The 25812-nt window shown below is 64.3% G+C and carries 29 protein-coding genes and 1 tRNA gene; 10 read left to right on the top strand and 20 right to left on the bottom strand.

Annotated features, from left to right (window positions below; translation table 11 throughout):
* Positions 1-16: 16 nt before the first annotated feature.
* The gene (gene grpE / locus ABIC17_RS12730) at positions 17-568 is read right to left on the bottom strand and encodes a nucleotide exchange factor GrpE (protein WP_354282207.1); all 552 of its coding nucleotides are present in this window, start codon (positions 566-568) and stop codon (positions 17-19) included.
* Between the two features lie 20 nt (positions 569-588).
* Positions 589-1632: a heat-inducible transcriptional repressor HrcA gene (gene hrcA / locus ABIC17_RS12725; protein WP_354282205.1), complete on the bottom strand. Its 1044-nt coding sequence runs from the start codon at positions 1630-1632 to the stop codon at positions 589-591.
* 145 nt (positions 1633-1777) lie between these two features.
* Between hrcA and ABIC17_RS12720 the strand changes: the two genes are divergently transcribed.
* Genes ABIC17_RS12720 through ABIC17_RS12710 form a run of 3 tightly spaced genes read left to right on the top strand, consistent with a single transcriptional unit; the run spans position 1778 to position 4355 of the window.
* Entirely contained in the window at positions 1778-2359 is a 582-nt protein-coding gene (locus ABIC17_RS12720) for an SRPBCC family protein (RefSeq protein ID WP_354282203.1), read from the top strand.
* Positions 2359-3546 carry a zinc-dependent alcohol dehydrogenase gene (locus ABIC17_RS12715; RefSeq protein WP_354282201.1) on the top strand — a complete coding sequence of 396 codons (1188 nt, stop codon included), beginning with the start codon at positions 2359-2361 and terminating at the stop codon, positions 3544-3546. Before ABIC17_RS12720 ends, ABIC17_RS12715 begins: the two co-directional genes overlap by 1 nt.
* 23 nt (positions 3547-3569) lie before the next feature.
* The gene (locus tag ABIC17_RS12710) at positions 3570-4355 is read left to right on the top strand and encodes an SDR family NAD(P)-dependent oxidoreductase (protein WP_354282199.1); all 786 of its coding nucleotides are present in this window, start codon (positions 3570-3572) and stop codon (positions 4353-4355) included.
* A gap of 202 nt (positions 4356-4557) precedes the next feature.
* On the opposite strand, the gene ABIC17_RS12705 is transcribed toward ABIC17_RS12710, so the two are convergent.
* Positions 4558-5322, bottom strand: a complete 765-nt coding sequence (locus ABIC17_RS12705; RefSeq protein WP_354282197.1) for an energy transducer TonB — start codon at positions 5320-5322, stop codon at positions 4558-4560.
* Positions 5323-5419: 97 nt separating this feature from the next.
* Between ABIC17_RS12705 and rph the strand changes: the two genes are divergently transcribed.
* Both rph and rdgB read left to right on the top strand, forming a co-directional pair.
* Entirely contained in the window at positions 5420-6136 is a 717-nt protein-coding gene (rph, locus tag ABIC17_RS12700) for a ribonuclease PH (protein ID WP_354282195.1), read from the top strand.
* On the top strand, positions 6133-6777 hold the full coding sequence (rdgB, locus tag ABIC17_RS12695) for an RdgB/HAM1 family non-canonical purine NTP pyrophosphatase (protein WP_354282345.1): 645 nt from the start codon (positions 6133-6135) through the stop codon (positions 6775-6777). The genes rph and rdgB overlap by 4 nt, the downstream gene beginning before the upstream one ends.
* Positions 6778-6853: 76 nt before the next feature.
* On the opposite strand, the gene ABIC17_RS12690 is transcribed toward rdgB, so the two are convergent.
* Positions 6854-7465 (bottom strand): PEPxxWA-CTERM sorting domain-containing protein, encoded by a 612-nt coding sequence (locus tag ABIC17_RS12690; RefSeq protein ID WP_354282193.1) that lies wholly within the window; start codon positions 7463-7465, stop codon positions 6854-6856.
* 238 nt (positions 7466-7703) lie between these two features.
* Positions 7704-8252: a CAP domain-containing protein gene (locus tag ABIC17_RS12685; protein ID WP_354282191.1), complete on the bottom strand. Its 549-nt coding sequence runs from the start codon at positions 8250-8252 to the stop codon at positions 7704-7706.
* A gap of 68 nt (positions 8253-8320) precedes the next feature.
* On the opposite strand from ABIC17_RS12685, the gene hemW reads away from it, so the two are divergent.
* Positions 8321-9487, top strand: a complete 1167-nt coding sequence (gene hemW / locus ABIC17_RS12680) for a radical SAM family heme chaperone HemW (protein WP_354282343.1) — start codon at positions 8321-8323, stop codon at positions 9485-9487.
* 21 nt (positions 9488-9508) lie between these two features.
* Here hemW and ABIC17_RS12675 read toward each other — a convergent pair whose 3' ends face one another.
* From ABIC17_RS12675 to ABIC17_RS12655, 5 genes are all read right to left on the bottom strand, one after another.
* Positions 9509-10171, bottom strand: a complete 663-nt coding sequence (locus ABIC17_RS12675) for a DUF4893 domain-containing protein (RefSeq protein WP_354282189.1) — start codon at positions 10169-10171, stop codon at positions 9509-9511.
* A gap of 196 nt (positions 10172-10367) precedes the next feature.
* Entirely contained in the window at positions 10368-11636 is a 1269-nt protein-coding gene (gene clpX / locus ABIC17_RS12670; protein WP_131529270.1) for an ATP-dependent Clp protease ATP-binding subunit ClpX, read from the bottom strand.
* 165 nt (positions 11637-11801) lie between these two features.
* Positions 11802-12503, bottom strand: coding sequence for an ATP-dependent Clp protease proteolytic subunit (locus tag ABIC17_RS12665; RefSeq protein WP_354282187.1), 702 nt, complete (start codon positions 12501-12503; stop codon positions 11802-11804).
* Positions 12504-12697: 194 nt separating this feature from the next.
* Positions 12698-14326, bottom strand: a complete 1629-nt coding sequence (gene tig / locus ABIC17_RS12660; RefSeq protein ID WP_354282185.1) for a trigger factor — start codon at positions 14324-14326, stop codon at positions 12698-12700.
* Positions 14327-14386: 60 nt separating this feature from the next.
* Positions 14387-14471, bottom strand: a tRNA-Leu gene (locus tag ABIC17_RS12655).
* Between the two features lie 159 nt (positions 14472-14630).
* Here ABIC17_RS12655 and ABIC17_RS12650 point away from each other — a divergent pair.
* Together ABIC17_RS12650 and ABIC17_RS12645 are read left to right on the top strand one after the other, a co-directional pair.
* Entirely contained in the window at positions 14631-14840 is a 210-nt protein-coding gene (locus ABIC17_RS12650; RefSeq protein WP_354282183.1) for a hypothetical protein, read from the top strand.
* The gene (locus tag ABIC17_RS12645) at positions 14837-15058 is read left to right on the top strand and encodes a hypothetical protein (RefSeq protein WP_354282181.1); all 222 of its coding nucleotides are present in this window, start codon (positions 14837-14839) and stop codon (positions 15056-15058) included. The genes ABIC17_RS12650 and ABIC17_RS12645 overlap by 4 nt, the downstream gene beginning before the upstream one ends.
* Before the next feature lie 85 nt (positions 15059-15143).
* Here ABIC17_RS12645 and ABIC17_RS12640 read toward each other — a convergent pair whose 3' ends face one another.
* The 7 genes from ABIC17_RS12640 to ABIC17_RS12610 form a co-directional block, all read right to left on the bottom strand.
* Positions 15144-15953 (bottom strand): hypothetical protein, encoded by an 810-nt coding sequence (locus ABIC17_RS12640; RefSeq protein WP_354282179.1) that lies wholly within the window; start codon positions 15951-15953, stop codon positions 15144-15146.
* Positions 15954-16024: 71 nt separating this feature from the next.
* Positions 16025-17509 (bottom strand): Asp-tRNA(Asn)/Glu-tRNA(Gln) amidotransferase subunit GatB, encoded by a 1485-nt coding sequence (gatB, locus tag ABIC17_RS12635; RefSeq protein ID WP_354282177.1) that lies wholly within the window; start codon positions 17507-17509, stop codon positions 16025-16027.
* Positions 17506-17919, bottom strand: a complete 414-nt coding sequence (locus ABIC17_RS12630; protein WP_354282175.1) for a type II toxin-antitoxin system VapC family toxin — start codon at positions 17917-17919, stop codon at positions 17506-17508. The genes gatB and ABIC17_RS12630 overlap by 4 nt, the downstream gene beginning before the upstream one ends.
* The gene (locus ABIC17_RS12625) at positions 17916-18221 is read right to left on the bottom strand and encodes a hypothetical protein (RefSeq protein ID WP_354282173.1); all 306 of its coding nucleotides are present in this window, start codon (positions 18219-18221) and stop codon (positions 17916-17918) included. The genes ABIC17_RS12630 and ABIC17_RS12625 overlap by 4 nt, the downstream gene beginning before the upstream one ends.
* Positions 18222-18252: 31 nt before the next feature.
* Positions 18253-19737, bottom strand: coding sequence for an Asp-tRNA(Asn)/Glu-tRNA(Gln) amidotransferase subunit GatA (gene gatA / locus ABIC17_RS12620; protein WP_354282171.1), 1485 nt, complete (start codon positions 19735-19737; stop codon positions 18253-18255).
* Positions 19737-20039, bottom strand: coding sequence for an Asp-tRNA(Asn)/Glu-tRNA(Gln) amidotransferase subunit GatC (gatC, locus tag ABIC17_RS12615; RefSeq protein WP_354282170.1), 303 nt, complete (start codon positions 20037-20039; stop codon positions 19737-19739). Before gatC ends, gatA begins: the two co-directional genes overlap by 1 nt.
* A 37-nt stretch (positions 20040-20076) precedes the next feature.
* Positions 20077-21861 carry a DUF4153 domain-containing protein gene (locus ABIC17_RS12610; protein WP_354282168.1) on the bottom strand — a complete coding sequence of 595 codons (1785 nt, stop codon included), beginning with the start codon at positions 21859-21861 and terminating at the stop codon, positions 20077-20079.
* A 133-nt stretch (positions 21862-21994) separates the two neighbouring features.
* Between ABIC17_RS12610 and ABIC17_RS12605 the strand changes: the two genes are divergently transcribed.
* Both ABIC17_RS12605 and ruvX read left to right on the top strand, forming a co-directional pair.
* Positions 21995-23146: a DUF3089 domain-containing protein gene (locus tag ABIC17_RS12605; protein WP_354282166.1), complete on the top strand. Its 1152-nt coding sequence runs from the start codon at positions 21995-21997 to the stop codon at positions 23144-23146.
* Positions 23146-23610 carry a Holliday junction resolvase RuvX gene (ruvX, locus tag ABIC17_RS12600; protein WP_354282165.1) on the top strand — a complete coding sequence of 155 codons (465 nt, stop codon included), beginning with the start codon at positions 23146-23148 and terminating at the stop codon, positions 23608-23610. Before ABIC17_RS12605 ends, ruvX begins: the two co-directional genes overlap by 1 nt.
* 9 nt (positions 23611-23619) lie before the next feature.
* Here the strand turns inward: ruvX and ABIC17_RS12595 are convergent, their stop codons facing one another.
* From ABIC17_RS12595 to ABIC17_RS12585, 3 genes are all read right to left on the bottom strand, one after another.
* On the bottom strand, positions 23620-24135 hold the full coding sequence (locus ABIC17_RS12595) for a PEPxxWA-CTERM sorting domain-containing protein (protein ID WP_354282163.1): 516 nt from the start codon (positions 24133-24135) through the stop codon (positions 23620-23622).
* Between the two features lie 388 nt (positions 24136-24523).
* A complete protein-coding gene (locus ABIC17_RS12590; RefSeq protein WP_354282161.1) occupies positions 24524-25081 on the bottom strand; it encodes a hypothetical protein in 558 nt (185 codons plus the stop codon).
* A 96-nt stretch (positions 25082-25177) separates the two neighbouring features.
* Entirely contained in the window at positions 25178-25720 is a 543-nt protein-coding gene (locus ABIC17_RS12585) for a PAS domain-containing protein (protein WP_354282159.1), read from the bottom strand.
* Between the last annotated feature and the right edge of the window lie 92 nt (positions 25721-25812).

Raw genomic sequence — 25812 nt, 5'->3', positions numbered from 1 at the left:
CGAACCGCCGTTCGCGTCACTGCGCTTTGGCGACCCCGACCAACGCCGGACGCAACAGCCGATCCTTGATCATGTAGCCCGACTGCATTTCCTGCACGACCGTGCCGGCCGGTTCGTCGCTCGGAAGTTCGAACATCGCCTGGTGGAAATTCGGGTCGAGCTTCTCCCCGATCGTCGTCATCTTCTTGATGCCGTGGCGCTGGAACACAGCTTCGAGTTCGCGCCCGGTCGCGTCGAGACCGGCGACGAGACCCTTCATCTTCTCGTCCTCACGCAACTCTGCGGGAATCGCGTCGAGACCGCGCGCAAGATTGTCGGCAACCGACAGCAGATCGCGCGCAAACGCCGTCGAAGCATAGGCGCGTGCGTCGGCGGTTTCCTTCTCCGCGCGGCGGCGAATGTTCTGCGCCTCGGCGTGCGCATACAAAACCGCCTGCTTCGACTCAGCGAGTTCTGCCTCGAGCTTCTCGAGACGTGCGTCGGCGGCATCATGCTCGGCGACTTCGGGCGCGGCTGCGGCGGTTTCCTCGCGCAGATCAGAGGCCTGGTTGGTGTCGTTATCGCTCATGTCGTCCAAAAATCCCGTGTTCAACCCATCAAGCGCGCGAGTGTCGCGGCGGTATAATCCACCATGGGCACGACGCGCGCATAGTTCAACCGCGTCGGGCCAATCACGCCGACGACTCCGACCACGCGACCGTCCAATCCGCGGAACGGTTTGGCGATCACCGACGACCCCGTCAGCGCGAACAATTTGGTCTCGGCACCGATGAAGATACGCGTCGCATCCCCCGCGGCGGCATTGTCGAGCAACCGGGCAATATCCTGTTTCCCCTCGAGATCGTCGAGCAGGTCGCGCACCCGTTCCAGGTCGGCCGCAGCGGCATCGTCGATCAGCCGCGCCTGACCGCGCACGATCAGCACCGGACGCCGATCGCCATCCTCGCTCCAGACCGCGAGCCCGCGCTCGATCAGCGCCCGCGCGGCACCGTCGAGTTCGGCACGCTCGTCCATCATCTCGGTCTCGATCCGCGCGCGCGCCTCGGCGATCGTCAGGCCGCCGAGCATTGCGCTCATGTAATTGCCCGCCTCGACCAGCGCGGACACCGGGAGGCCTGGCGGCAACGCGATCACGCGATTCTCGACCGATCCATCCGCACCGACCAGCACCGCCAGCGCGCGTTCGGCGGACAAGGGCACGAAGCTCATTTGCCGCAGCACCAACTCGCGCTTGGCGACCATCACCATCCCCGCGCATGCCGACAGCCCCGACAGCGCCGCCGTCGTCGCGGCGATCGCTTCCTCGACCGGCCCGGCATGCGTCAGCCGCGCCGCGATCGCGGCCTGTTCCTCGGCAGAGGGTTCGAGCGCCTGCATCATCCCGTCGACGAACAAGCGCAGCCCGGTTTCGGTCGGCATCCGCCCCGCGCTGGTATGCGGTGCCGCGAGCAGCCCGAGTTCCTCGAGATCCTGCATCACGTTGCGGATCGATGCGGGCGACAGGTTGAGCCCCGACAGATGCGCGATCGCGCGCGACCCGATCGGCGCGCCGGTGTCGAGATAGCTCTCCACTACCACCCGGAAGATGTCCCGCGCACGGTCGTTGAGTTCGGTGATCGGGGCTGCGTTCATCCAACGTATATGGCCCCGCTTGTCGCTGCGCTCAACCGGCGTGCCGCGCGCCCGGAGTGTCGCACCTGATCGAAGTTATCCTCTTTTGGCAGGAACCGTCCCGCCCCCCCAGCGCGTTAACGACATCACAACTCAGGAGGGCCCGATGCCAGACGTCAACACCGACGATGCCCCGCTATCTGCATCCAAACACACCTCTGCCGCCGTAGAAGCGATGACCGACTCGCTGCTCGAAAAGCGCGGCGACGCGATTGTCGGCCGTGCGGTCACGATCAACCGGCCGCGCGCCGAACTCTTCGCCTATTTTCGCGACTTCACCAATCTTCCGACCTTCATGGACAATGTCGAGCGGATCGACGTCCTCGACGCCAAGCGGTCGCACTGGGTCGTGAAAGCGCCCGGCGGCAAGACGGTCGAGTGGGACTCGGTCGTCACCGACGAAGTCGTCGGTGAGTTTATCGCTTGGGCGTCCGAACCCGGTGCCGACATCGACAATAGCGGCCGCGTCGACTTCCGTGATGCCGGTGCGCGCGGCACCGTCGTGACTGCGACATTGCTCTACGATCCGCCCGCAGGCGTTGTCGGCAAGCTGATCGCCAAGCTGTTCCAGCGCGAACCTGCGATCCAGGCGCGTCGTGATCTGCGCCGCTTCAAGCAATTGATGGAAACCGGCGAAGTCGCCACCGCCGCGCAGACGCGCAAGCAATATGAAGAGGAGAAGGCCTGATGCGCGCGCTGACTTGGCACGGCCGTCACGACGTCCGCGTCGACACCGTCGACGATCCCGAAATCATCAACCCGCGCGACGCGATCATCAAGATCACCGCGACCGCGATCTGCGGCTCGGACTTGCATCTGTACGACGGCTATATCCCGACGATGCAGTCGGGGGACATCCTCGGCCATGAATTCATGGGCGAAGTGGTCGAGATCGGCCCCAAATCGACGCTCAAGAAAGGCCAGAAGGTCGTCGTCCCGTTCACGATCGCGTGCGGCAGCTGCTACCACTGTGGCAAGCATCAATATTCGGCCTGCGACAATGGCCTCCCGGCGGACAATCAAGACATTGCGCAGACGCTGTATGGCCAGCCGATGTCCGGGCTGTTCGGCTACAGCCACATGACCGGCGGCTATGCCGGCGGCCAGGCGGAATATGTCCGTGTGCCGTTCAGCGACGTCGGCCCGATCGTCATCCCCGAGGGGATCGACGACGAGAAGGTGTTGTTCCTGTCCGACGTGCTGCCGACCGGCTGGATGGCGGCGGAGAATGCCGACATCGAACCCGGCGATACCGTCGCGGTCTGGGGTTGCGGCCCGGTCGGGTTGTTCGCGGTGCAATCGGCGTTCCTGATGGGGGCCGAGCGCGTGATCGCGATCGATCATTTCCCGCGTCGCCTCGAACTCGCGAAGAAGTTCGGCGCCGAGACGATCAACTTCGAGGATTCGGCAGTCTATGACGCGTTGATGGAGATGACCGGCGGGATCGGTCCCGATGCCGTTATCGACAGCGTCGGATTGGAAGCACATGGCTTCTTCGTCGACAACGTGATCGACCAGATCAAGAAGTCGACCTTCCTCGGCACCGATCGCACCCATGCGATCCGTCAAGCGATCTACGCCTGCCGCAAGGGCGGGCGCGTCTCGATGCCTGCGGTGTACGGCGGTTTCGTCGACAAATTCCCGCTCGGCGCGTTCATGGAAAAGGGCCTGACGCTCAAGACCGGACAGACGCACGTCCAGCATTACCTGCCCGGACTGCTCGCGGCGATCCTCGAGGAGAAGATCGACACGACCTTCCTCATCTCGCACCGGCTTTCGCTGGAAGAGGCGCCACAGGGTTACAAGATGTTCCACGACAACCAGAATGAGGTGACCAAGGTCGTCCTCAAGCCCGGCCTCGCGCCCACGCTCTGACCCGCATTCCAGGAGACTTTATCATGGCCAACAAACTCGCAGTCGTCACCGGCGCATCGACCGGGATCGGGTTCGAACTCGCGACGCTTGCTGCTAAGCAGGGGTACGATCTGATCGTCGTCGCCAACGAGGCGCTGATCGACTCAGCCGCTGCAGACTTCAAGCAGTTCGGCACCGACGTCCAGTCGGTCAACGCCGACCTGTCCTCGATCGAGGGCGTCGACCAGTTGCTCGACGCGACGAATGGACGCCAGATCGACTTGCTGTTCGCCAATGCCGGGATTGGTACGGGCGGGGCATTCCTCAACCAGGACGTCGCCAAATGGCGCCGATCGGTCGATACCAACATCACCGGCACGATCTATCTGATCCAGCGTGTCCTAAAGGACATGGTCGCGCGCGATGACGGCAAGATCCTCGTGACCGGGTCGATCGCCGGTTACATCCCCGGTGCGTTCAACGCCGTGTACAATGGCACCAAGGCGTTCGTGGACAATTTCACCGAAGCTTTGCGCAATGAGATCAAGGACTCGAAGGGTGTCACGGTGACGACGCTGATGCCCGGCCCGGTCGAGACCGAATTCTTCGATCGCGCGGGCATGAACGACACCAGCGTCGGGCAGGACGACCACAAGAGCGATCCGGTCGACGTCGCCAAGGACGGTTGGGACGCATTGTTCGCGGGCAAGGGGAGCATCGTCTCTGGGCTCAAGAACAAGCTTCAGGTCGCGGCTACGGGCGTAGTGCCGCCGTCGATCCTGGCCGATCAGCATCGCAAGATGGCCGAGCCCGGCAGCGGGGAAAAGTAAGCGCGTTGGTGGCGCCTCCGGCGGTAAGCGCCGGGGGTTAGCTGCTAACCAAGCGCTTCCGACCCCTTCTTACGCTTCCCCGGCGAAGGCCGGGGCCCAGTAGCGGGAAGCGTAATGGCGGACGGTGCGCCCGACACCCTCCACCTTGCTACTGGGCCTCGGCCTTCGCCAGGAAAGCGCCTATAGGGGGATGCCGTCCAGCTCAGTCTTCCTCGTCCCCACCTTCCCCACGCTCGATCGTCCACACCTGTTCCCCGGTAACCGTATCCGGCACCGCCACCCCCGCCGCCGTCCGCGTAGGCCGATAGCGCAGCTTCTCGATAATCAACGCACAGGTCGCCGCATCCAGCCGCCGGTTGCCGCTCGACCGCGTGATCCGGCAGGCGGTCACCCGCCCCTTTACGCCCACGTCGAACGCCATCTCGACCGTGCCGGAGACATGCGCCTCGTAAAGGTCCCGCGGCAGATCGCGATAGCGCAGCTCGCCGCGGATCAGTTCTAGCGGGATCTCCCCGCCCCCGCCGCCATCGCCATCGCCGCCGCGACCGCTGCCACGCCCGTTACCCTCCCCGCCGCTCCCGGTTCCCGGCCCGACCACTGGTGCCGCCCCGGCGCGCGGATCGATCCCCGGCCCCGCAACCGGTGCCACCACGACCGGCGGCGGCTGTGGCAGGCGGATCACCGGCGGCGGCGCGACGACTTCGGTTGGCTTGGCGGTCAGGTTCGGCGGCGCAGCTTCGGCCTCCTTGCGCTTCTCCGCCTTGCGCGGCGCAGGCACGACGTCCTTCTTCGGCGGCGGCGGTGCGGGCGGCAGCACGGAAAAGGCTTTCATTTCCTCGACCACGCGCGTTCGAAAATCGACCGACAGCCCCGTCACCAGCCCGTATCCGATCGCTGCTACCAGCAACGCGGCACCGCCCGCCCCCTTGATCCGGTCGCAAGTCGAGGAAGATTGGTACATCGTCATCAGGGGGTTAGGCTCCGGGGTCGCGGCCCTTGCAGATAGGGGTGACACCATCCCAACGCACGGGTAGGTCGTCGCGACCAATCTCAGGAGATTCCCGATGCGCCCAAGCGGCCGTACCCCCGACCAGATGCGCGCGATTACGATCGAGCCGCGTTTTACCCGTCATGCCGAGGGATCGGTGCTGATCGGTTTCGGTGACACCAAGGTGCTCGTCACTGCCTCGATCGAGGAGAAAGTCCCGCCGTTCCTGCGCGGTAAGGGCGAGGGCTGGGTCACCGCCGAATATGGCATGCTCCCGCGCGCGACCCACACTCGTGGCAATCGCGAGGCCGCCAAGGGCAAGCAGTCGGGCCGAACACAGGAGATTCAGCGCCTGATTGGACGCAGTTTGCGTGCGGTTACAGACCTGAAACTGCTCGGCGAGCGCCAGATTGTGCTCGATTGTGACGTGATTCAAGCAGATGGCGGCACGCGTACTGCGGCAATTTCGGGTGCATGGGTCGCCTTGCGGCTCGCGATCGACGGGCTGATGGCGAGCGGCAAGCTCACCGCCGACCCGCTGACGCAGAAGGTCGCGGCGGTCAGCTGCGGCATCTACAAGGGCACGCCGGTTCTCGACCTCGATTACGACGAGGATTCGAAGGCCGACGCGGACGCCAACTTCGTGCTGCTCGAAACCGGCAACATCGCCGAAGTCCAGGCGACCGCCGAAGGCGCGACCTATGACGAAGAGGCTTTGCTCCGCCTGCTCCGCCTCGCGCGCATGGGGTGCACCGACATCTTCGCCGCACAGGCGCGCGCGGTGGCGAAGTGACCCCCGGCGCGTCGGACGGCGTACCGCCCCAGGCGATCCGCAAGCTCAGCCCGGGCAAGCTCGTCATCGCCAGCCATAACGCGGGCAAGGTCCGCGAGATCGGCGCGCTGCTCGCCGAATATGGGATCGAAGCGGTCTCCGCGGCCGACCTCGACCTGCCCGAACCAGAGGAAACCGGCACGACCTTCGTCGCCAACGCCGAGCTGAAGGCGTTGCAGGCGGCGGACCTGTCGGGCCTGCCCGCGCTCGCCGATGACAGCGGCCTGTGTGTCGATGCGCTGGGGGGCGATCCCGGCGTCTACACCGCCAATTGGGCAGAGACGCCCAACGGCCGCGACTGGACGCTCGCGATGACCAAGGTCGAGCAGGCGCTCGCGGAGAAAGGGCCGGACGCCAGCCGTGACGCGCACTTCGTCAGCGTGCTGGCGCTCGCCTGGCCCGACGGTCACGTCCAATGGTTCGAAGGGCGTGCCGACGGAACGCTGACCTGGCCACCGCGCGGCACCGTCGGGTTCGGCTATGATCCGGTGTTCGTGCCGCTCGACAACACCCAGACCTATGCCGAGATGGACCCAAGCGAGAAGCACGCGATCAGCCACCGCGCCAAGGCGTTCGCGCAGATGATCGCCGCCGTTCTCTGATCCGCGATCGATCGATCGCACGACAAAAGCCGGCGGTCGCAAGACCGCCGGCTTTTTGCTGGATAGACCCGAAGGCTCAGGCGAAGCTGAGTTTGGTCGACCGCTTGCGATAGCGCAGCGCAGCGCCCATCGCGCCGAACCCGGCGAGCATCATTGCCCAGGTGCCCGGCTCCGGCACGGCTGCGGTCAGCGACGGGGTGAACTTGGCATAGACGACGCTCGGCAGAGATTTGGTCGACACATTGGCACTGATCGCCAGGGGCACGGTGAAGTCGAGCGACGACGTCGCCGTGTTGACCGTATCCTTGACCAGCACGACCCCATTGCCCTTGGCGAACGGGATCAGGATGTTGCAGACGATCGAGGTGCTGCACCCGTTGGTCAGGTTGGGATGCGTGTCGAACGCACCCGCGGCACTGTCGACGAACACTTGCGAGAGCAAAGCATTGCCCGCTGCGAACGCGCTCGACAGCGTCGTGAAGGTGAAGTTGCTCGTGCTGCACCCGCCGAACACGCTGGAGCAGGTCCCGTCGAGGAATGCCACGTCGTAGCTTGCGCCGCCGATCGTGACGCCGGTCGCACCCATCAACTTGCCGCTGCTGACGATCGGGGTCGCGGCCACGGCAGGCATCGCAACGAGAGCGCTTGCGAGCGCGACGGTGGCATACAGACCCTTAATCATCTTCATCGGTTACACCCATTTTTACGGGGCCGTTTGTCGGCCGGTTGGTGAAACCTGGCCTACCGATGAAAATTATCGTCGCAACGCCGAATAAATGGCTGTTAACCAAGCATTGTCTCTAATCTGGAAGAACATCGTTAACAGCGACAGCATTCCCGTTCCGGCACATGCAGCGCTGATCCTGACCGGTACATGCGCTCATCACGCCCCTCACGGTAACCACCTTTGTCCGTTCGTCGCCGAATCAGAGCGCGCGTTCCCCGACCACGTTCCCCGGCGGGGAATACCGGCACACCAGATAGTCGTCGGTCGGGCTACTCTTGAGCGCGCAACCGACATGCGTCGTCGAATGCCAGATGATCTGGGTATAGTGGCCGACATCCTCGCCACGCCCCGTTTTGCTGAAGAACGGGGTTTCGCCATTGATGAAGTCGGCCTTCTCGGCGATCCACAGGTCGACCATTTCGCGATAGGAATAGTCACCCCGCGTGCCGCGGAACAACGCCTCGCCTTCCCGGCCTTCGCCCTGCGCCTGATCGGCGTGGCGGAATACCCCGGTCGACACCAGCGTCGTGGCATAAACGGCGGCGGACGCTGCCAGCGCATCATCCCACAGCAAAGGTGCCTCGCCCACCTCGGCGCGAGCAGCCGCGTGACGCGCCAGCATCGCCTGCTTGAGCAGCGCTTCCCCGCGCGGATAACTCCCCGAAATCGTCCGTGGCTCGACCACGGTTTTCGGGACCGGCGCATCGCATCCGCCCAGCATCATCGCTGCCAGCAGTCCCCCCATCATTCGGCGGTTATACCCCAAAAACCTTCCCAGCGTCATCGTCTACCTTCATAGCGTCCGGCATGCCCGCCATGCCCGCTCCCTCAGGCGATCCGTCGCCGCCGCTCGCGCTATACGTGCATTGGCCATTTTGTGTTTCGAAATGCCCCTATTGCGATTTCAACAGCCATGTTCGCGACGGCGTGGACCAGGCGGCATGGCGCAAGGCGCTGCTCGATGACCTGCGATATGAAGCCGCGGCGCTACCGGGGCGGCGTCTGGGATCGATCTTCTTCGGCGGCGGGACCCCCTCGCTGATGCCGCCCGAAACCGTCGCGGCGGTGATCGATGCTGCGACAACCTACTGGAAACCCGAAGCGGACATCGAAATCACGCTCGAGGCAAACCCCTCCTCGGTCGAGGCTGCGCGGTTCGCGGACATCGCCCGAGCCGGGGTCAACCGCGTCTCGCTGGGGCTGCAGGCGCTGGACGACGAAGCACTGCGGTTCCTTGGCCGTGCGCATGACGTGACCGAAGGGCTCGGTGCGCTCGCGACCGCGCAAGCCGCGTTTCGACGCGTCAGTTTCGATCTTATCTACGCTCGTCCGGGCCAACGGATGGCGGATTGGGAGGCCGAACTTGCCCGCGCACTGAGCTTCGGCACCGAACATTTGTCGCTGTACCAGCTGACGATCGAACCCGGAACGCGCTTCGCGACCGAGGCTGCGGCGGGACGAATCGTGATTCCCGATGGCGATTCGGCAGCGGATCTCTTCGAGTCGACTCGCGCGATGACCGCTGCGGCGGGGTTGCCCGCGTATGAAATCTCCAACCACGCGCGACCGGGTGCGGAGAGCCGCCACAACCTCGTCTACTGGCGCTACCGCGATTATGCGGGCATCGGCCCGGGCGCACACGGGCGACGCGGCGGGCTTGCTACAGCGCGGCACAAGAAGCCCGAGAACTGGATGTCCGCGGTCACCCGCAACGGCCACGGCGCGCAGATCGAGGACGTGCTCGTCCCTTCCGATCGCTCGACCGAAGCGTTGCTGATGGGGCTACGGCTGCGCGAGGGCGTCGATCTTGCCCGCATTGCTGCGCTTGGCGAGACGACCACCGACCGCCTGATCGATGCGACCGCGGCGGACCGGCTGATCGCCCAGGGACTGGTCGCACGCGATGGCGACTGGATGGGCGTCACGGAGGCGGGGATGCTGTTGCTCGATGCGATCCTGCCGCTGGTCGTACGGACGCCCTGAGGGCCGCCCAACAGCGATCCGCTATCCCGCCACTGCCGGCATGGCACCCGGCACCTTGGGCGTCACCGGCACCAGCTCGTAGACATCGAGCAGCGCACCGCCCCCGGCCCGCGACAGCACCATGCGCCAGCGGAACCCCGACACGCGTTCGACCACCCCGGCGACGTTGGCTAACGGATCGACGCCATACGCAGGCGCGGCACCCCCGCGTTCCGGCGGAAACGTTCCCAGGAACACCTGCCGCGTATCGTTCTGCGTGAACAGCCAACCGCGAGGCTGGGTCGTGCCGCTCTGCTTATTGAAGGCGGTCCCGTCCGCATTGACGACGACGGTGCAGAAGTCGGGTTTGAAGGTCGCGAACCCAGCGCGCCCACCGAAGCGGAGCAACCGGCAGTAGTATAACCCCGGCGGAAGCTCCGCCTTGGGAAGCGCGACGGCGGGATCGAGCAAGACACCCTCCGCCGCAACGGCAGCCCGCGCACGCCGCGGCACCGCAGCGCGCGCGCGGCTCCACGCCATCGGTAGCCGATCGATGGCATTGCGGTCCGTCGCGGTGACCCGCATGTGCCAGTTCGTCGGCACATCCGGCTGCGCGCCGACCGAGATCTGCGGTTCTTCCTGTACCGGGGTACATCCCGTGGCCAGAACGATCATCGTCGACAACAGCAGCATTGCGTTGCGCATGGCAGCTCCCCCTCGACCAGTTCTACTGCCCGGTGTCTCAACCCGGCCTCGTAACCCAACCAAACGACAGGGCTATTGGCGTAAACCGTACGCGTTAACGATTCGTCAATCCAGATACCGACGCTACCCGCCGATCATTAAAAAGGGCGCCGGTCGCCCGACGCCCTTTTTGCAGTCACCGTGGTCCGGAACGGTGTTACGCCGCGCCTGCCCCCGCCTTTTCCTTCTTTGCATAGACGCGGATCGGCTCCTTGCGGCCGTCGATCACGTCCTTGTCGATCATCACCTCGTCGACGCCGTCCATCCCGGGCAGGTCGAACATCGTGTCGAGCAATATGCCCTCAAGGATCGAGCGCAGCCCGCGCGCGCCGGTCTTGCGATCGATCGCCTTCTTGGCGACCTGCACCAGTGCGTCGTCGGTGAAGCCGAGCTTGACCGTCTCCATGTCGAACAGCTTCTGATACTGTTTCACCAGAGCGTTCTTCGGCTCGGTTAGGATCGTCACCAGTGCCGGCACGTCGAGATCCTCGAGCGTTGCGATCACCGGCAGACGGCCGACGAACTCGGGGATGAGCCCGAACTTGAGCAGATCCTCGGGCTCGACCGCCTTGAGCGTCTCACCGGTACGACGTTCCTCGGGCGAGGCGACATAGGCACCGAAGCCGATCGACTTGCCCTGCAGACGGTCCCCGATGATCTTCTCGATGCCGCTGAACGCGCCACCGCAGATGAACAGGATGTTCGTCGTGTCGACCTGCAGGAATTCCTGCTGCGGATGCTTGCGGCCACCCTGCGGCGGAACGCTCGCGGTGGTGCCTTCCATCAGCTTGAGCAACGCCTGCTGGACGCCCTCGCCCGAGACGTCACGCGTGATCGACGGGTTCTCAGCCTTGCGGCTGATCTTGTCGATCTCGTCGATGTAAACGATCCCGCGCTGCGCGCGCTCGACGTTATAGTCGGACGCCTGGAGCAGCTTGAGGATGATGTTCTCGACGTCCTCGCCGACGTAACCGGCTTCGGTCAGCGTCGTCGCATCGGCCATCGTGAACGGCACGTCGAGGATGCGGGCAAGCGTCTGCGCGAGCAGCGTCTTGCCGCAGCCGGTCGGGCCCATCAGCAGGATGTTCGACTTGGCAAGCTCGACGTCCGCGCCCTTCTGGCCGTGGTTGAGGCGCTTGTAATGATTGTGCACCGCCACCGAGAGCACGCGCTTGGCGCGCTTCTGGCCGATGACGTAATCATCGAGCACGTCGCAGATTTCCTGCGGAGTCGGAACGCCGCCGTCCTTCTTGCTCACCAGCGCGGACTTCGTCTCCTCTCGGATGATGTCGTTGCAGAGTTCGACGCATTCATCGCAGATGAAAACGGTAGGGCCCGCAATCAGCTTGCGGACTTCGTGCTGCGATTTGCCGCAGAACGAACAATAAAGCGTGCTCTTGGAGTCGCCGCCGGTCATCTTTGGCATTTAGTCCATCCTTGGCAGCCCTTGGGGCGCACTACTGCGAGGGTCCATCCTAGACCGCCCTCGCGCGGTCCGACAATCACCAAAATCGTCTTGAGACAGGTGTGCCGGGCTAAAACATAGACGCCCGGCACTGAATATACGGTGAATTTACGCGGTCAGTTCCAATTATGCAGACGTCAGCGCCGGCGGCGTGGTCGAGTCGTCGGGGAGTGCCGGACGCTTGTCGAACACCTGATCGACGAGGCCGAATTCCTTGGCCTCATGCGCCTCGAGGAACGTGTCACGGTCCATCGCGCGCTCGATCTCCTCGATCGGCTTGCCGGTGTACTGCGCATAAAGCGCATTCATCCGGTTCTTGATCCGCTGGATTTCCTTCGCCTGGATCTGGATGTCGCTCGCCATGCCCTGCGCTCCGCCCGAGGGCTGGTGGATCATGATGCGTGCGTTGGTCAACGCGACACGCATGCCGGGCTCGCCCGCTGCGAGCAGGAAGCTGCCCATCGAGGCGGCCTGCCCCATGCAGACCGTGCCGACGCGCGGGCGGATGTACTGCATCGTGTCATGGATCGCCATGCCCGCCGTGACGACGCCGCCCGGCGAGTTGATGTACATGAAGATGTCCTTCTTCGGATTCTCCGATTCCAGGAACAGCAACTGGGCACTGATCACCGAGGCCATATGGTCCTCGACGCCGCCCGTGATGAAGATGATGCGTTCGCGCAGCAGCCGCGAGTAGATGTCGAAGCTGCGCTCGCCGCGATTGGATTGCTCGATGACGATCGGAACGAGCCCGCCCTGGGGCGAGGCAGCCATTCCGGCGCCATGAAGGGGGGCCATGAAGTCACCGGTGTCGAACGGATTGCGCATGATGAGTCTTGAAATCCTTTATGCCCCGAAGAGACGTCATACATCGGCGTTGCCGGAAACGAGTTCAACCCCCGTTGGGTTACGGGGTGTGATCCGGGGCCGCGCAACGCTGCCGCGTGATGACCGATAGCTAACAAAAAGGGGCGATCCGAAGACCGCCCCTGATTTGAACCTTCAAAAGTGGAACCCGGCGGTTACGCCTCAGGCTCTTCCTTGGGCGCAGCGGCCTTCTTCTTCGCCGGTGCCTTCTTGGCAGGCGCTTCCGCTGCTGCCTCGTCGCCAGCAGGCTCTTCCGCCTTCTTGGCGGGAGCCTTCTTGGTCGCAGCCTTCTTTACCGGCTCGGCGGGGGTCGGTGCCGTCGCATCGTCGGTCGCCGGGGCTGCTTCGCCCTCGACGTCATCACCCTCGGAAGGCTTGGCCTTCTTGGACGATGCCTTCTTGGCCGCCTTGGGCTTGTGGTTGTCGTGATCGTGGCTGTGCGTGCCGGTCGAGAAGCCCTCGTCGCTCTCGATCGCTGCCTCGAGCTCCTCACGCGTCACTTCGCGGTCGGTGATCTCGGACTTCTCGAACAGGTAATCGACGACCTTGTCCTCATACAGCGGCGCGCGGAGCTGCGCTGCTGCCATCGGCTCCTGCTGGACGTACTGCATGAAGCGCTGGCGATCCTCCGGGCCGTACTGCTGCGCTGCCTGCGCGATCAGGCGGTTCATTTCCTGCTGGCTGACTTCGACGCCGTTGGCCTGGCCGATTTCGCTGAGCAGCAGGCCCAGGCGAACGCGACGCTCGGCGATCTTCTGGTAATCGTCCCGCTCGGATTCCATCTCGGCAAGCGCTGCCGCCGGATCTTCCTCATGCGTCGCTTCATGCTCGAGCTGCTGCCAGATCTGGCCGAATTCGGCTTCGACCATCGACGGCGGTACTTCGAAATCATGACCCTCGGCGAGCTGGTCGAGCAGCTTGCGCTTCATGTAGGTGCGCGTCAGGCCGTTGAGCTCCTGCTCGATCTGGCCCTTGAGCAGCTCGGTCAGCTGGTCGAGGCTCTGCAGGCCGAGCGAGGTCGCGAGCTCGTCGTCGATCTTGGTCTCGCCAGCGGTCTTCACCGACTTGATCGTCAGGTCGAACGTGGCTGCCTTGCCGGCCAGTTCCTTGGCCTGATAATCGGCGGGGAAGTTGACGTTGATCTGGCGCTCGTCGCCAGCCTTCACGCCGACGACCTGGTCCTCGAAGCCCGGGATCAGACGACCCGAACCGATCTCGACCGACATGTCCTCGCCGGTGCCGCCATCGAACGCGACGCCGTCGACCTTGCCGACGAAGTCCATCACGACGAGATCACCGGTCTCGGCAGTGCGGCCTTCGGCCTCTTCCCAGCGCTTCTGCTGGTCGGCGAACTTCTGGAGCTGTGCCTGGACCGCAGCCTCGTCGACCGGAACGGTCAGGCGCTCGAGCTTCAGACCCTCGATCGCCGGGGTCGGCACGTCGGGAAGCACTTCGAGCTCTACCTTGATGCTGGCGTCCTGGCCCAGCTCATAGCCCTCTTCCAGGCTGACCGACGGCTGCAGCGCGGGGCGCAGCTTGTGCTCGGCGATCAGCTCCTGGATACCCTGCTGGATCGAGCTGTTGAGCGCGTCCTGCATCAGCGCGTCACCGTGCATCTTGCGCACCAGGTTCGCGGGCACCTTGCCGGGGCGGAAGCCGGGCATCTTCACCGTCGGCGCAACGCGCTTCAGTTCGGCGTCAACGCGCGACTCGATGTCCTTCGCGGTGATCTTCAGCGTGTAGGCGCGCTTCAGGCCCTCGTTCAACGTCTCGACAGTCTGCATGTTCAGGTCTGGCCTTTTACAGGAAATTCGTTTGGCTACCGCCCGTTTGCCACGGGCGGCTGGTGCGGGCGAAGGGACTCGAACCCCCACATCTTGCGATGGCAGGACCTAAACCTGCTGCGTCTACCAGTTCCGCCACGCCCGCACAGGACACCGCCGGTGTGGGGGGCGTCTATAGCAGGCGCGCAGGGTTGGGCAAGTCGCGGCGACACTTGGCGCAAAAACAGTCCGGGTGATGGCTCCGGGATATTATGGGGCAACTCCGCCGGTGCCGATGCGTTAGGGTTGGCAGAGGAGAAAACTGATGGCGACGACACCCCCCACCGAACTTCCCCCGATGCCTTCCGATCCCGGCACCGTCCCGACCGAACCCGGTCAGCCCACGCCGATGCCGACGGAGCTGCCGCCGCCCACCCCGGACACGGACATTCCCAACCCGTCACCGTTGGGCGACCCACCGGTCGACCCTGCACAGCCGGTCGACGACTCCGGCCTGTCGGGTGATTTCGCATGAGCGACACCAACATGGAGCAGACCAAGGGCCCGCTTGACGATCCCAAGGAGGACACCGACGATCGCAGCGACCTTCAGAAGATGGTCGAAGCGCGCAAGGATGCGGTCGAGCGCGGCGAAGGCGGTGACGAGCCGGACAATTTCACGTCTACCGGGATGCCAGATGGCGTTGGCGGCACCGGCGGTGTGACCAAGAATCAGGAAGACGACGCGCAGTAAGGGTCGATACTGCGTTTGGCGTGGTGGTCAGAGGTTCATAGCCTCGACCACCATAGCCGACGCAACTGTTCCGGACGGCTGCAGACTATTTCCCGGCAGCGTGCTTCCCCGGCAAACTCGTGTCCAAGACCGAAAAGTCGTACACGCGCGAACGCCCGCTTTCCCCCGAGAACACAAACGCATATTCTCCCGCCACCAATGCGTCGGACGCAGTGACCTTGAAAATGCCGTCACCGATTTCCTCGGCGGTAAACGCAGCCGTATCCTTCCCCTTCACACCCAGATGGAGGCTGATCGAGAAATAGGCGGACAATCGCCCCGTCTCGATCTCGCGCCCATTTCCTTTCACCTTGAACCGGACCAGGCTGAACTCAGCCGGAGACTGCGCAGCGATCGAGCGCTCCACGCCGAAATCGCTGACATTCTGGTCGGCGGCATCAAAGTAGAAATAAAAGGTCGGTCGGCTCGACCCCACGTGATTCTGGCTTTGCGGCTGCGGCACAGTGAGCATCGTTTTTAGCGGGAATAAGACGCTTCCGTTCCCGGTTGTGCGGTTACCGCTCCCCACGACCGGTCGTAAAAGCAGCAATCGCCCTGCCCCTGCTGCCTCTTGCGCCAAATAGATGCCGGGCGAATGTTTGACCAACGGATCCATCGATCGATTATCGATGCCCTGGGCGCGGGACGACGCGCCACACCGCCCGACCATGGCGGCAATGACGTCATCCGTGACCCCCGCTTTCTTCAGCGCAATCAGGCTGTCGGTCGATACGTCATAGCTGCAGGGCAAGCTGTTGATCTTTGTAATGATCGTAATTTCGCCCAGCCCGGCATCATGGAGCGCGACGACACTTTTGTTATCGAAGACCTGCCCCTCGGCCGACGTCGCCAGCATACAAAGCATGCCGGTCAGCCATAATAACCGTATCATTGTCGCCCCCCATCAAGGGGGAAACTGTAGTCCGGTTATGCTGTGCCTGAAAGTGCAGCCTTCAATACTTCATTCACGACGCCGGGATTAGCCTTGCCACCCATTGCCTTCATCGTCTGCCCGACGAAGAAGCCGAACAACTTGTCCTTGCCGCCGCGATAGTCGGCAACCTTGTCTGCGTTCGCCGCCATGACGTCGGCAATGACCCGTTCGATCTCGCCGGTGTCGCTGGTCTGCTTGAGTCCTCGTTCCTCGACGACGGCCCCCGCGCCCTGCCCTGTTTCGAGCATGATCTCGAACACCTGCTTGGCAAGGCTCCCCGACAGCGTACCGTCCGCGACCAAGGCAAGCAGCTCGGCGGCCTGCGCCGGGCTGACTGGCGAGGTCGTGAAATCGGTCCCGGTGCGGTTGAGCGCGCCGAACAGTTCGGACGTCGTCCAGTTCGCCGCCGCGACCGGCTTGGTGCCCGTCTCCAGCAGCGCATCGAACCAGCGCGCCGCCTCGACCTCGGCGGTCAGCACCGCTGCCGCGTAAGGCGTGATGCCCAGCGCCTCATAGCGCCGCCGCTTGGTGTCTGGCAGCTCGGGCAAGGACGCACGGCATTCCTCGAGGAACGCATCGTCGAGTTCGAGCGGCAGCAGGTCCGGATCCGGGAAGTAGCGGTAATCGTGCGCATCTTCCTTCGACCGCATCGAGCGGGTCTCGTTCCGGTCGGGGTCGTACAACCGCGTTTCCTGGACGATTCGCCCGCCGTCCTCGAGCACCTCGACCTGACGCCGCGCTTCCTGCTCGACCACCGCCATTACGAAACGGACCGAATTGACGTTCTTGGTCTCGGTCCGCGTGCCGAGCGGGTCGCCCGCCTTACGCACACTGACGTTCACGTCGGCGCGCATCGACCCTTCTTCCATATTGCCGTCGCACGACCCGACATAGCGCAGGATCGACCGCAGCTTGCGCAGATAAGCCCCTGCCTCCGCGGGGGACGTCATGTCGGGCTTCGACACGATCTCCATCAGCGCGACGCCCGAGCGATTGAGATCGACGTAGGAGCGCGTCGGATGCTGGTCGTGCATCAGCTTGCCCGCGTCCTGCTCGACATGGATCCGCTCGACCCCGATCCGCTTGCCGCTCTGGTCGGGGTTCTTGTCGTCGAGGCTGATGTCGATCGCGCCCTCGCCCACCAGCGGGTGATAGAGCTGGCTGATCTGATAGCCCTGCGGCAGATCGGCATAAAAGTAGTTCTTGCGGTCGAACCGCGACCATTTGTTGATCTGCGCGTCGATCGCCATGCCGGTGCGCACCGCCTGGCGGATGCACTCGCGGTTGGGCACGGGGAGCATCCCCGGCATCGCGGCATCGACCAGCGACACCTGGCTGTTGGGCTCCGCCCCGAACGCGGTCGCCGCGCCCGAGAACAGCTTGGCGTTGGAGGTCACCTGCGCGTGGACCTCGAGGCCGACGACGACCTCCCAGTCACCGGTTTCACCGCGGATGGTGTAAGTGGAGGCGTCGGTCATGCGTCGGTCTCGGGTGTGATGAGGGTAAGGTCGGGGAAGTAGGTACGGTAGAGGCTAGTGTCGCGGGTTAACAGCGAAGCGCCCAAGGCTCGAGCGTGGCCTCCGATCAAAAAATCGGACAGCATCGCGTTTCGATCTCGGTGCATGCGCCGATAGGCACGAAACGCCTGCCCCGCAGCGAATGCGGCATCACCGCAAAGCGGCACGATTTCGATATCGATCGAGTCTAGGGCCACGTCCAGGTCGGCGAGCGTTTCGAAATTGGCCGCAATCTCGGCTACGATGATCAGGTTGACGACGAGCTGTTCTCCATTCGCCTGCAAGCGTTCTATCGCGGCGTCGGACCATGCGCGCCACTCCTGATCCGCACCAACGATGTCGATCAGGACATTGCTATCGACCAGAATCATGACGCACGGTCGCCCCGCAACTCCTCCATGATGTCTGCCGTACACTGCCCTGTCGAGGATCGCCCGGTCATCGCATCCAAAGCTGCGCGAATACGCAGACGCCGTTCCGAAGCATTTTCGCCGAGACGTTTTGCCTGCGTCCGCGTCATCAGCACAACCTCGCCACGATCGTTCAATCCCAGGACGACGGGCATGCCAGGCACAAGGCCCGCCGCGCGTCGAACCGTCTCCGGAATCAGCACCGCGCCGTCGGCGGACATTTCCCCCTCGGCGAATGCGGGGATGCGCTTCTCAACGTTCATCGGATGGCTCCTGCCGTATCTCCGAACTGTTCTACCACCACCGCTCTGCGCGCGCCACGAAACCGGCCCGCTCTTCCAGCGCCAGCCCCGCATTCAGCACGCCCTGCTCGTCGAGCGGCTTGCCGATAATCTGCAACCCGAGCGGCAGCCCTGCATGGTCGAGACCACCCGGCACGCTCATCGCGGGCAAGCCGGCAAGCGACGACGGCACCGTGAACACGTCGTTCAAATACATCGCGATCGGGTCCGCGCTCTTCTCGCCCAGCGCAAAGGCGGCGGACGGTGCGGTCGGGGTCAGCAGCACGTCGCACTTGGCCCACGCCTGTTCGAAATCCCGCGCGATCAACGTGCGGATTTTCGAAGCCTGGGTGAAGTACGCGTCGTAATAGCCCGCCGACAACACGTAGGTACCGATCATGATCCGGCGCTTGACCTCGTCGCCGAACCCGTCGGCGCGGGTTGCGGCATACATGTCCTGCAGGTTCGCCCCCTCGGGCAAATCGCGCAGACCATAGCGTACGCCATCATAGCGTGCGAGGTTGGACGACGCCTCGGCGGGCGCGATGATGTAATAGGCCGGAAGCGCATATTTGGTATGCGGCAGCGACACCTCGACGATCTCGGCCCCGGCATCCTTGAGCCAGTCGATCCCCTGCTGCCACAGCGCCTCGATTTCGGGGGGCATGTTGTCGACGCGATATTCCTTCGGAATACCGACCCGCTTGCCGTTGAGATCGCTGGACAATCCCGCTTCCCACGCGGGCACTGGCAAGTCGAGCGAGGTGGCGTCCTTCGCATCGAACCCGCTCATCGCGCCCAGCATGATCGCGCAGTCGCGCACGTCGCGCGCCATCGGTCCGGCCTGGTCCAGCGACGAGGCGAACGCGATCGTCCCCCAGCGCGAGCAGCGTCCGTAGGTCGGCTTGATCCCCGAAATGCCGGTGAACGCGGCAGGCTGGCGGATCGAGCCGCCGGTGTCGGTGCCGGTCGCCGCCGGGCACAGCCGTGCCGCGATCGCCGCGGACGAACCGCCCGACGATCCGCCCGGCGCGAGCGCGGCGTTGCCGCCGTCGCTGCGCCGCCACGGCGAGATGACGTTGCCGAACGCGGACGTCTCGTTCGACGATCCCATCGCGAACTGGTCCATGTTGAGCTTGCCGAGCATCCCCGCGCCCGCATCCCAAAGGTTGGCCGACACGGTCGATTCATACTCGGGCGTGAACCCGCCGAGGATGTGGCTCGCCGCGGTCGTGGTCACGCCCTTGGTGCAGAACAGGTCCTTCATCCCGATCGGCACGCCCGCCAGCGGCTTGAGCGTCTCGCCCTTCGCGCGCGCCGCATCGGCGGCGTCTGCGGCAGCGAGCGCATGGTCGGGCGTTTCGACGAGGAACGCGTTCAGCGCCGTGGCGGCGGACACGTTGGCGATGAACCCTTCGGCCACTTCCCGCGCGGTGAAGCTGCCATCGCGCACGCCGTCACGGATCGCGGCGACGCCAAGATTGGTAAGGTCGGTCATTATTCGATCACCTTGGGCACGGTGAAAAACCCGTGCTCGGCCTGAGGGGCGTTGGACAGCACTGCGTCGCGAATGCCGCCGCCGGTCAGCGGATCGGCGTTCACGACATCGTCGCGCAGCCGCAGATGGTTGGGGATCACCGCGGTCATCGGCGCGACGCCGGTCGTGTCGACCTCGCTCAATTGCTCGATCCAGCCCATGATATTGTCGAGCTCGGGCGCCATGCGCGCGGCTTGCTCCTCGGTGATCGCAATGCGGGCCAGGCTGGCGATCTTGGTGACGGTGGCGATGGTGACTGACATGGCTTGCGGCTAGCAGAGCGCCCGAGCTTTGCGCAACCTATTCGAACGGATCCCCGACCGGAACGCCCCCGACGAACACCCGACGCGCGGGCACCGCACGAATCTCGACCCGACCCGCAGCGTCCCCCGCCTTGAGCGCGGCGCGTTCCGCGGGCGTCAGCGGGAGCCGTGCATCGTCGTCGACCCGCGCCCAGGCGTCCCCCGTTCGGCGATAGCGCGCGGCACCACAGCCCGATCGCAGCGCCGCGCTCGCGGGCGTGGCGGCTGGGGGATCGCGCGTCAGATCGTCGATGCAGCTTTGCGAGATCGACACCGCCTCGCGCGCACCGGGGGCGTACAGCAGCGTGCAGCGATTCTCGCGATTGGAGCGGCACCCCTGCCAGTCGGTCAGCACCGCGCGCAGGGCGAGTGGCACGGGCACCGTCACCGGCAGCACGCGCAGGCGTTTGACGAGCAAGTCGGCATCGCTCTGCGTGCGGTCGATCCCCGCGATCTCCCATCGACTGGTCTTGGTCGCGACCTCCCTGGCGCGCGCCGCGATCACCGGATTGGCGGAGCGCGCGAGACGCCGGAGCGCGGCCTTGCCGGGATCGCCGAAATCGAACGCCAGCGCCGCCCAGTCGAACTTTGCCGACGTAACCCGGCCCGCCTCGAGCCGCGCGACCTGATCGGCGCTCGACAACGTGTTGAAACTCGCGAGCGGCGTGGCGAGCAGCAGCCCGACCCCCGCCACGAGGAAGGCGATCCGCAAATTGCTCGGCCGCGCGAACGCGCCCCACGCGTGCCGTCCGCGGACCAGCGCGACCAGATAGGCCACGCCGTAAACACTGGCGAAGCCGACGAAGACGACTGCCCATAGCCGGTCCGGCGTCAGCCCATATTGCCCGATCCGCAGCCCCGTCGCGATTCCCGCGATCACCGCCAGCGGCAGCACCGCGAGCGCGAGGGCCATCGCGCCGAAGCGCAGCACCGGGTTGGTCGCCTCCTCGTCCGTGCCATTGCCGATCACCGCATTGGAAAGGATCAGCGCGCCGATCACGCAGCCGAGCAGGATCGGCGTGGTCGATTTGGTCGCCTCCCACAGCGCGTCGAGCCCGGTGAAGGGCAAGGCCAGCAGAAACACCAGCAACCCCGCGCCGAGCACAGGGGCCAGCACCGCGAGCACCGCGGTCACGACACGCTGGAGCAGCCGCAGCACCCCGTCGCGTTCGCGCAACAGCCCGAGGGCCCCGCCGAAACTCGCGCCGAACAACACGGCGTTGCACCAGTTGTGCTGCAGAAGATCCCGCAGGAAATGCAGCCCGATCAGGTCGAACAGTGCCGCCAGTAACCAAGCCAGCGCGAACACGACGCCGGTGAACAGCCAGCACGCGCCCCACAGCACGACGTTGGTCCAGGCCTCGCCATGCACGTCGGCATAGGGAAAGCGCCACCCGCCATTGTCGCGCGCGGTCTGGAACAGCGGCACCGCGATCGCGATCGCCAGGAACAGGCTGGCGCTATGCCAATTGTACCAAGCGCCCCACCCGCCTCCATTCCAGTAGAGGATCAGCCCGGACACCAATCCGACGACCGCGCCGAACAGCGCCGCCCACCACCAGCGCCTCCGCTCGAACGCAAAGCCGAAGGTGACGGCCCCGGTGCCGATCGCGGTCGCCAGCGCGATTCGCCACGCTGCCGGATCGACCGGAGGGGAACCCGGCTGCGCGATATCCAGCACCTGCTGCACCGCAAGCGCCGCCAACGCGCCGACCAGCGCGAGCACGATCGGACGGATCGGCCAACCGATCCCGGCGCGGGTACCTTCGGTCATTTCGTCCATCGCTTCGTTCCCCACGCTGGTGCGCTACGGACAGCAGCGCCAAGGCGATTGCAAGCGCCGCGATCCTGCTGCACGGAAATCCCATCACGTCTGCATGGGCACTGCCGCGCCATGCCCGTGGGAGGTGGACCGCTTGGCGCGCAAGTTTCTCTACATTTTCAGCGGCCTGATCGTGCTCGCGATCGCCGGTGGCTTTGCCTATGCAATCTGGGGCAAGGAATTGATCGCACTGGCGACGGTGCCCACCGCCAGTTTCGAACGCTTGCCCGCTGAAAGCACGGCGCACTATCGCGAAGCCCGCATGTGGCTGGCGCGCCCCGATATTCCGGGCAACCCCGCGTCATGGACCCCGCCCGGCTATCAACCGACCAAGAAGCCGCAGGCCGCGGTGTTCTTCGTCCACCCGACCTCGTTCCTCGAACGCTCGCGCTGGAACGCGCCGCTCGACAATCAGGAAGCCAATGATCGCGCCGCCCTGTTCCTGCGCGGCCAGGCGAGCGCGTTCAACGAGGTCGGCGCGATCTGGGCACCGCGCTACCGCCAGGCGACCTTCGGGGCGTTCCTGACGACGCAGGAGAATGCCGGCAAGGCGCTCGATCTCGCTTATCACGACGTCGCCGCCGCCTTCGACGCGTTCGTCGCGCAGGCCGGGGACCGCCCGATCATCCTCGCCGGCCATAGCCAGGGGTCGCTCCACCTGGTCCGGCTGCTCCGCGAGAAGATCGCGGGCAAACCGATCGCAAAACGCATCGTCGCGGCCTATGTTATCGGCTGGCCGGTCTCGCGGACGACCGACGTGCCCGCGCTCGGCCTGCCCGAATGCCGCACCGCGGAGCAGGCGGGGTGCATCCTGTCGTGGCAGAGCTTCGCCGAACCGGCCGACCCGTCGCTGGTGCTCGACGCCTATGACGCGAGCAGCACAATCGACGGCAAACCCCGCCGCGGCACGCCGATGATCTGCACCAACCCGCTGACCGGCATGCCCGACGCGACCGCCCCCGCGACTGCCAACCTTGGCACACTCTTTCCCTCGGCCGACCTGACGAGTGCGACGATCGAACCCGGCCGAGTCGCCGCCCGCTGCGATCCGCGCGGGATCCTGCTGATCGGCAATCCCCCATCGCTCGGCGGCTATGTCCTGCCCGGCAACAATTACCACGTGTACGACTACAGCCTGTTCTGGGCGAACGTCCGCGCCGATGCGGCTCGCCGGCTCGCGACGTTCACCGCGGCGTCGGTCCCCGCTGGGCAACGCCGGCGCGCCGTGCGAACGAGCCGCCTGTGATGATCACCACCGACCGCCTAGAATTCCGCGCCGCCCTCCCCACCGGTGGCCGACTGATCGGCCTGGATGTGGGCACCAAGACGATCGGTACCGCCTTGTGCGACGCAGGCTGGAGCTTCGCCTCGCCCGCACTGCTGATCCGCCGGACCAAGTTCCAGAAGGACAAGATCGCGCTCGCCGACTTGATCACGGCGCAGCAGGTGAAGGGAATCGTGATCGGCCTCCCGCTTAACCTGACCGACGGCAGCGAAAGCCCGCGCAGCCAGTCGAGCAGGGCGTTCGCGCGCAATCTCGCGGATCTGGCGTTGCCGATCTTCCTTCAGGACGAACGCTGGTCAACTCAAGCCGTGACGCGCACGCTGATCGAACAGGATGCCAGCCGCGCCAAACGTGCCGAGCTGGTCGACAAGATGGCCGCAGCCTACATCCTGCAAAGCGCGATCGACGCGCTGGTGGCGATCTAGTCCCGGCGCTCAGACGCGCGCGTGGCGCAACGTCCGGCGACGAGACCTGACGACGCCGCCCACGCCGGCAAGACCCAGGATCATCATCATCCAGGTCGCAGGCTCAGGAACAGCGGGTGTCGTGACCACCTGAGTCAACGTGAAATTCTGCGGCCCGAGCTGCGCGTCGAGGCCAGTCCCGGTATTTCCGTAATACTCGCCCAACTGCGCTATGTTATTAAAGACGCCGTTGAAAATGTTGCCGCTCAGGCCATTTACGTAATCGAAGCCAATGCCGAATTCGGTCACCGGTACGCCCGTGGCAAACAGATATTGGTCCGAACCGCCCGCAGCCCCGGGATATGTCGCGTTCAATCCGGCAATCGCAATCCCGTCCCGCGCACCGGTCATGCCGGTCACGGTATAGGCTTCCCGCCCATCGACCAGCGTCGTCGTATCGGTGGTCGTGAAGATGCCCGATGCGAAGACGGTGCCACTGAAATAGCTGTAGCTGAACTCTGCAGCCGACGCGGGCGACGCGACCATTGCGCAAGCGGATGCAACCGTCAGCGCGAGCTTCGTCCTCAGTCCAGCCATCATCGTTCCCAATCGCCGCGAGGGATGCACAGCGTTAACGAGGCGTTTACGATGACCCGCAAGAATTGCAAGCGGTGACGATGCCTGGAAACGATTCCAAATTGATGAGAAGCAAGGATAGTTTCTAGCCTCATCGATTGTATGTAGGGCTCCGCGATCCCCGCATACTCGGCGCAACTCAATAGGCCGCGTATATCGTCCCAAAAGGGCACATTACGGTTGGACGGAACTTGAACCCCGCAGCCGATCGTTTTCAGCTTCGCAAAGCGCACGTTCGAGTGCGCTGACTGCCCTTCCTCGCTATCCCACATGATGGCCGTCGTGCCGGGAGAAGGTATTATGCAGGCTTGCCCGCGATCAGCCCATCCAAAGCCTCGCTCAACTGCTGCGCCCGAAACGGTTTCTGCGGAACCGCGTGGGTCATATAGCCCCCATCTTTAAGCGCACGTTTCGCGCGCAGCTCCCGATCCGTTGGTGGAACTCGTATCATGCCCTGTCCTTGAGGCCGACACCCGAGCGCTTGAAACACGGTGGGGCCGTCGACCATGCGGCGGTGCGCTGACAGCATGTCACGCTGGATCGCTAAGCAGCGAATATCCGCCGCCGCTGCTCCCTTTTGGGCTTCGTCTAATGCGCTTCGTAAGTATACGCCGGCGACAAACAGCGAAACACCAGCGACGCAAATTGACAAAACGCACCGTTGACTTCCAAACTTCGAGTCAACGGCCGAATAGAGGAACGACAGTCCGGCCGTACTAAACAGACACATTATCAACAGTGTATCTGGAGTAACAAACCGCAGCATTGGGCCGCAAAGGTATGCCACCCCTACCGCTCCAACGCTGAGCGGCCATAACGCATCCTTCATGTAAGCTATCGCTTGTTTATTCTGCACGACATTCTCCCAAAGCCATCTATTAGGTTAGGGATCATCATTCTCATATGCGTATCGCTGTGACACACGCGACAGCGGTATCCTTTGGTAGAATACCTACCTAAATGGACGTTGGATAACCGTCATATTATCTTCTACCGTCGATAACCTATTCTTCACGCGGTGGTTGAGTTCATCGACGAGCAGCTTGAGTTCCGCCTGCTCTTGCTTGTGGGCGGTAAGGTCCGAGATCGACGCGAAATGCTGCACCACGACCCCATCCTGGTTCCGAACCGGGCTGATCCGCATCGAGGCCCAGATGACGACGCCGTCCTTGCGGCAATACCGGACCTCGCGATCAACATCCGAGCCGTCCTCAAACGCCGACAGCACTTGCGACCAAGCTTGGGGCTGTACTCCGGGTGCCATCAGGGAATCGAAGCTCTGCCCGAGAACTTCATCACGCGCATATCCCAGCAGTGACAGGAAACTGTCGTTTGCAAACGTGATCCGATGCCCCCCGCGCCGCGCATCCATAAACACCATCGGCGTTCGCGTTGTCTCCGCGGCAACAACGAATGGCCCGAGGTTTTGGCGAAAGTGCTCCACCTCCGCCTCCGCACTTGCCTGATCCTTTGGGGTGTCCTCTGGTCTTGGCATATCGCAAATTACCCGATTCGGGCGGATTGCCAGTAGCCCCCTACTGTCTCCACATGAAACCCCGCAGGTTTGCGAAGCCTTACAACTGCTTA

Source organism: Sphingomonas sp. PvP056 (assembly GCF_040549155.1).
Lineage (GTDB): Bacteria > Pseudomonadota > Alphaproteobacteria > Sphingomonadales > Sphingomonadaceae > Sphingomonas.
The sequence above is the reverse complement of the archived record's forward strand: the minus strand, read 5'-3'. Positions and strand labels throughout refer to the sequence as shown.

Coding starts and splice junctions, on each gene's coding strand:
- grpE (WP_354282207.1), bottom strand. CDS start 568: ATGAGCGATAACGACACCAACCAGGCCTCTGATCTGCGCGAGGAAACC.
- hrcA (WP_354282205.1), bottom strand. CDS start 1,632: ATGAACGCAGCCCCGATCACCGAACTCAACGACCGTGCGCGGGACATC.
- ABIC17_RS12720 (WP_354282203.1), top strand. CDS start 1,778: ATGCCAGACGTCAACACCGACGATGCCCCGCTATCTGCATCCAAACAC.
- ABIC17_RS12715 (WP_354282201.1), top strand. CDS start 2,359: ATGCGCGCGCTGACTTGGCACGGCCGTCACGACGTCCGCGTCGACACC.
- ABIC17_RS12710 (WP_354282199.1), top strand. CDS start 3,570: ATGGCCAACAAACTCGCAGTCGTCACCGGCGCATCGACCGGGATCGGG.
- ABIC17_RS12705 (WP_354282197.1), bottom strand. CDS start 5,322: ATGACGATGTACCAATCTTCCTCGACTTGCGACCGGATCAAGGGGGCG.
- rph (WP_354282195.1), top strand. CDS start 5,420: ATGCGCCCAAGCGGCCGTACCCCCGACCAGATGCGCGCGATTACGATC.
- ABIC17_RS12690 (WP_354282193.1), bottom strand. CDS start 7,465: ATGAAGATGATTAAGGGTCTGTATGCCACCGTCGCGCTCGCAAGCGCT.
- ABIC17_RS12685 (WP_354282191.1), bottom strand. CDS start 8,252: ATGATGGGGGGACTGCTGGCAGCGATGATGCTGGGCGGATGCGATGCG.
- hemW (WP_354282343.1), top strand. CDS start 8,321: ATGCCCGCTCCCTCAGGCGATCCGTCGCCGCCGCTCGCGCTATACGTG.
- ABIC17_RS12675 (WP_354282189.1), bottom strand. CDS start 10,171: ATGCGCAACGCAATGCTGCTGTTGTCGACGATGATCGTTCTGGCCACG.
- clpX (WP_131529270.1), bottom strand. CDS start 11,636: ATGCCAAAGATGACCGGCGGCGACTCCAAGAGCACGCTTTATTGTTCG.
- ABIC17_RS12665 (WP_354282187.1), bottom strand. CDS start 12,503: ATGCGCAATCCGTTCGACACCGGTGACTTCATGGCCCCCCTTCATGGC.
- tig (WP_354282185.1), bottom strand. CDS start 14,326: ATGCAGACTGTCGAGACGTTGAACGAGGGCCTGAAGCGCGCCTACACG.
- ABIC17_RS12650 (WP_354282183.1), top strand. CDS start 14,631: ATGGCGACGACACCCCCCACCGAACTTCCCCCGATGCCTTCCGATCCC.
- ABIC17_RS12645 (WP_354282181.1), top strand. CDS start 14,837: ATGAGCGACACCAACATGGAGCAGACCAAGGGCCCGCTTGACGATCCC.
- ABIC17_RS12640 (WP_354282179.1), bottom strand. CDS start 15,953: ATGCTGGCGACGTCGGCCGAGGGGCAGGTCTTCGATAACAAAAGTGTC.
- gatB (WP_354282177.1), bottom strand. CDS start 17,509: ATGACCGACGCCTCCACTTACACCATCCGCGGTGAAACCGGTGACTGG.
- ABIC17_RS12630 (WP_354282175.1), bottom strand. CDS start 17,919: ATGATTCTGGTCGATAGCAATGTCCTGATCGACATCGTTGGTGCGGAT.
- ABIC17_RS12625 (WP_354282173.1), bottom strand. CDS start 18,221: ATGAACGTTGAGAAGCGCATCCCCGCATTCGCCGAGGGGGAAATGTCC.
- gatA (WP_354282171.1), bottom strand. CDS start 19,737: ATGACCGACCTTACCAATCTTGGCGTCGCCGCGATCCGTGACGGCGTG.
- gatC (WP_354282170.1), bottom strand. CDS start 20,039: ATGTCAGTCACCATCGCCACCGTCACCAAGATCGCCAGCCTGGCCCGC.
- ABIC17_RS12610 (WP_354282168.1), bottom strand. CDS start 21,861: ATGGACGAAATGACCGAAGGTACCCGCGCCGGGATCGGTTGGCCGATC.
- ruvX (WP_354282165.1), top strand. CDS start 23,146: ATGATCACCACCGACCGCCTAGAATTCCGCGCCGCCCTCCCCACCGGT.
- ABIC17_RS12595 (WP_354282163.1), bottom strand. CDS start 24,135: ATGGTCGCGTCGCCCGCGTCGGCTGCAGAGTTCAGCTACAGCTATTTC.
- ABIC17_RS12585 (WP_354282159.1), bottom strand. CDS start 25,720: ATGCCAAGACCAGAGGACACCCCAAAGGATCAGGCAAGTGCGGAGGCG.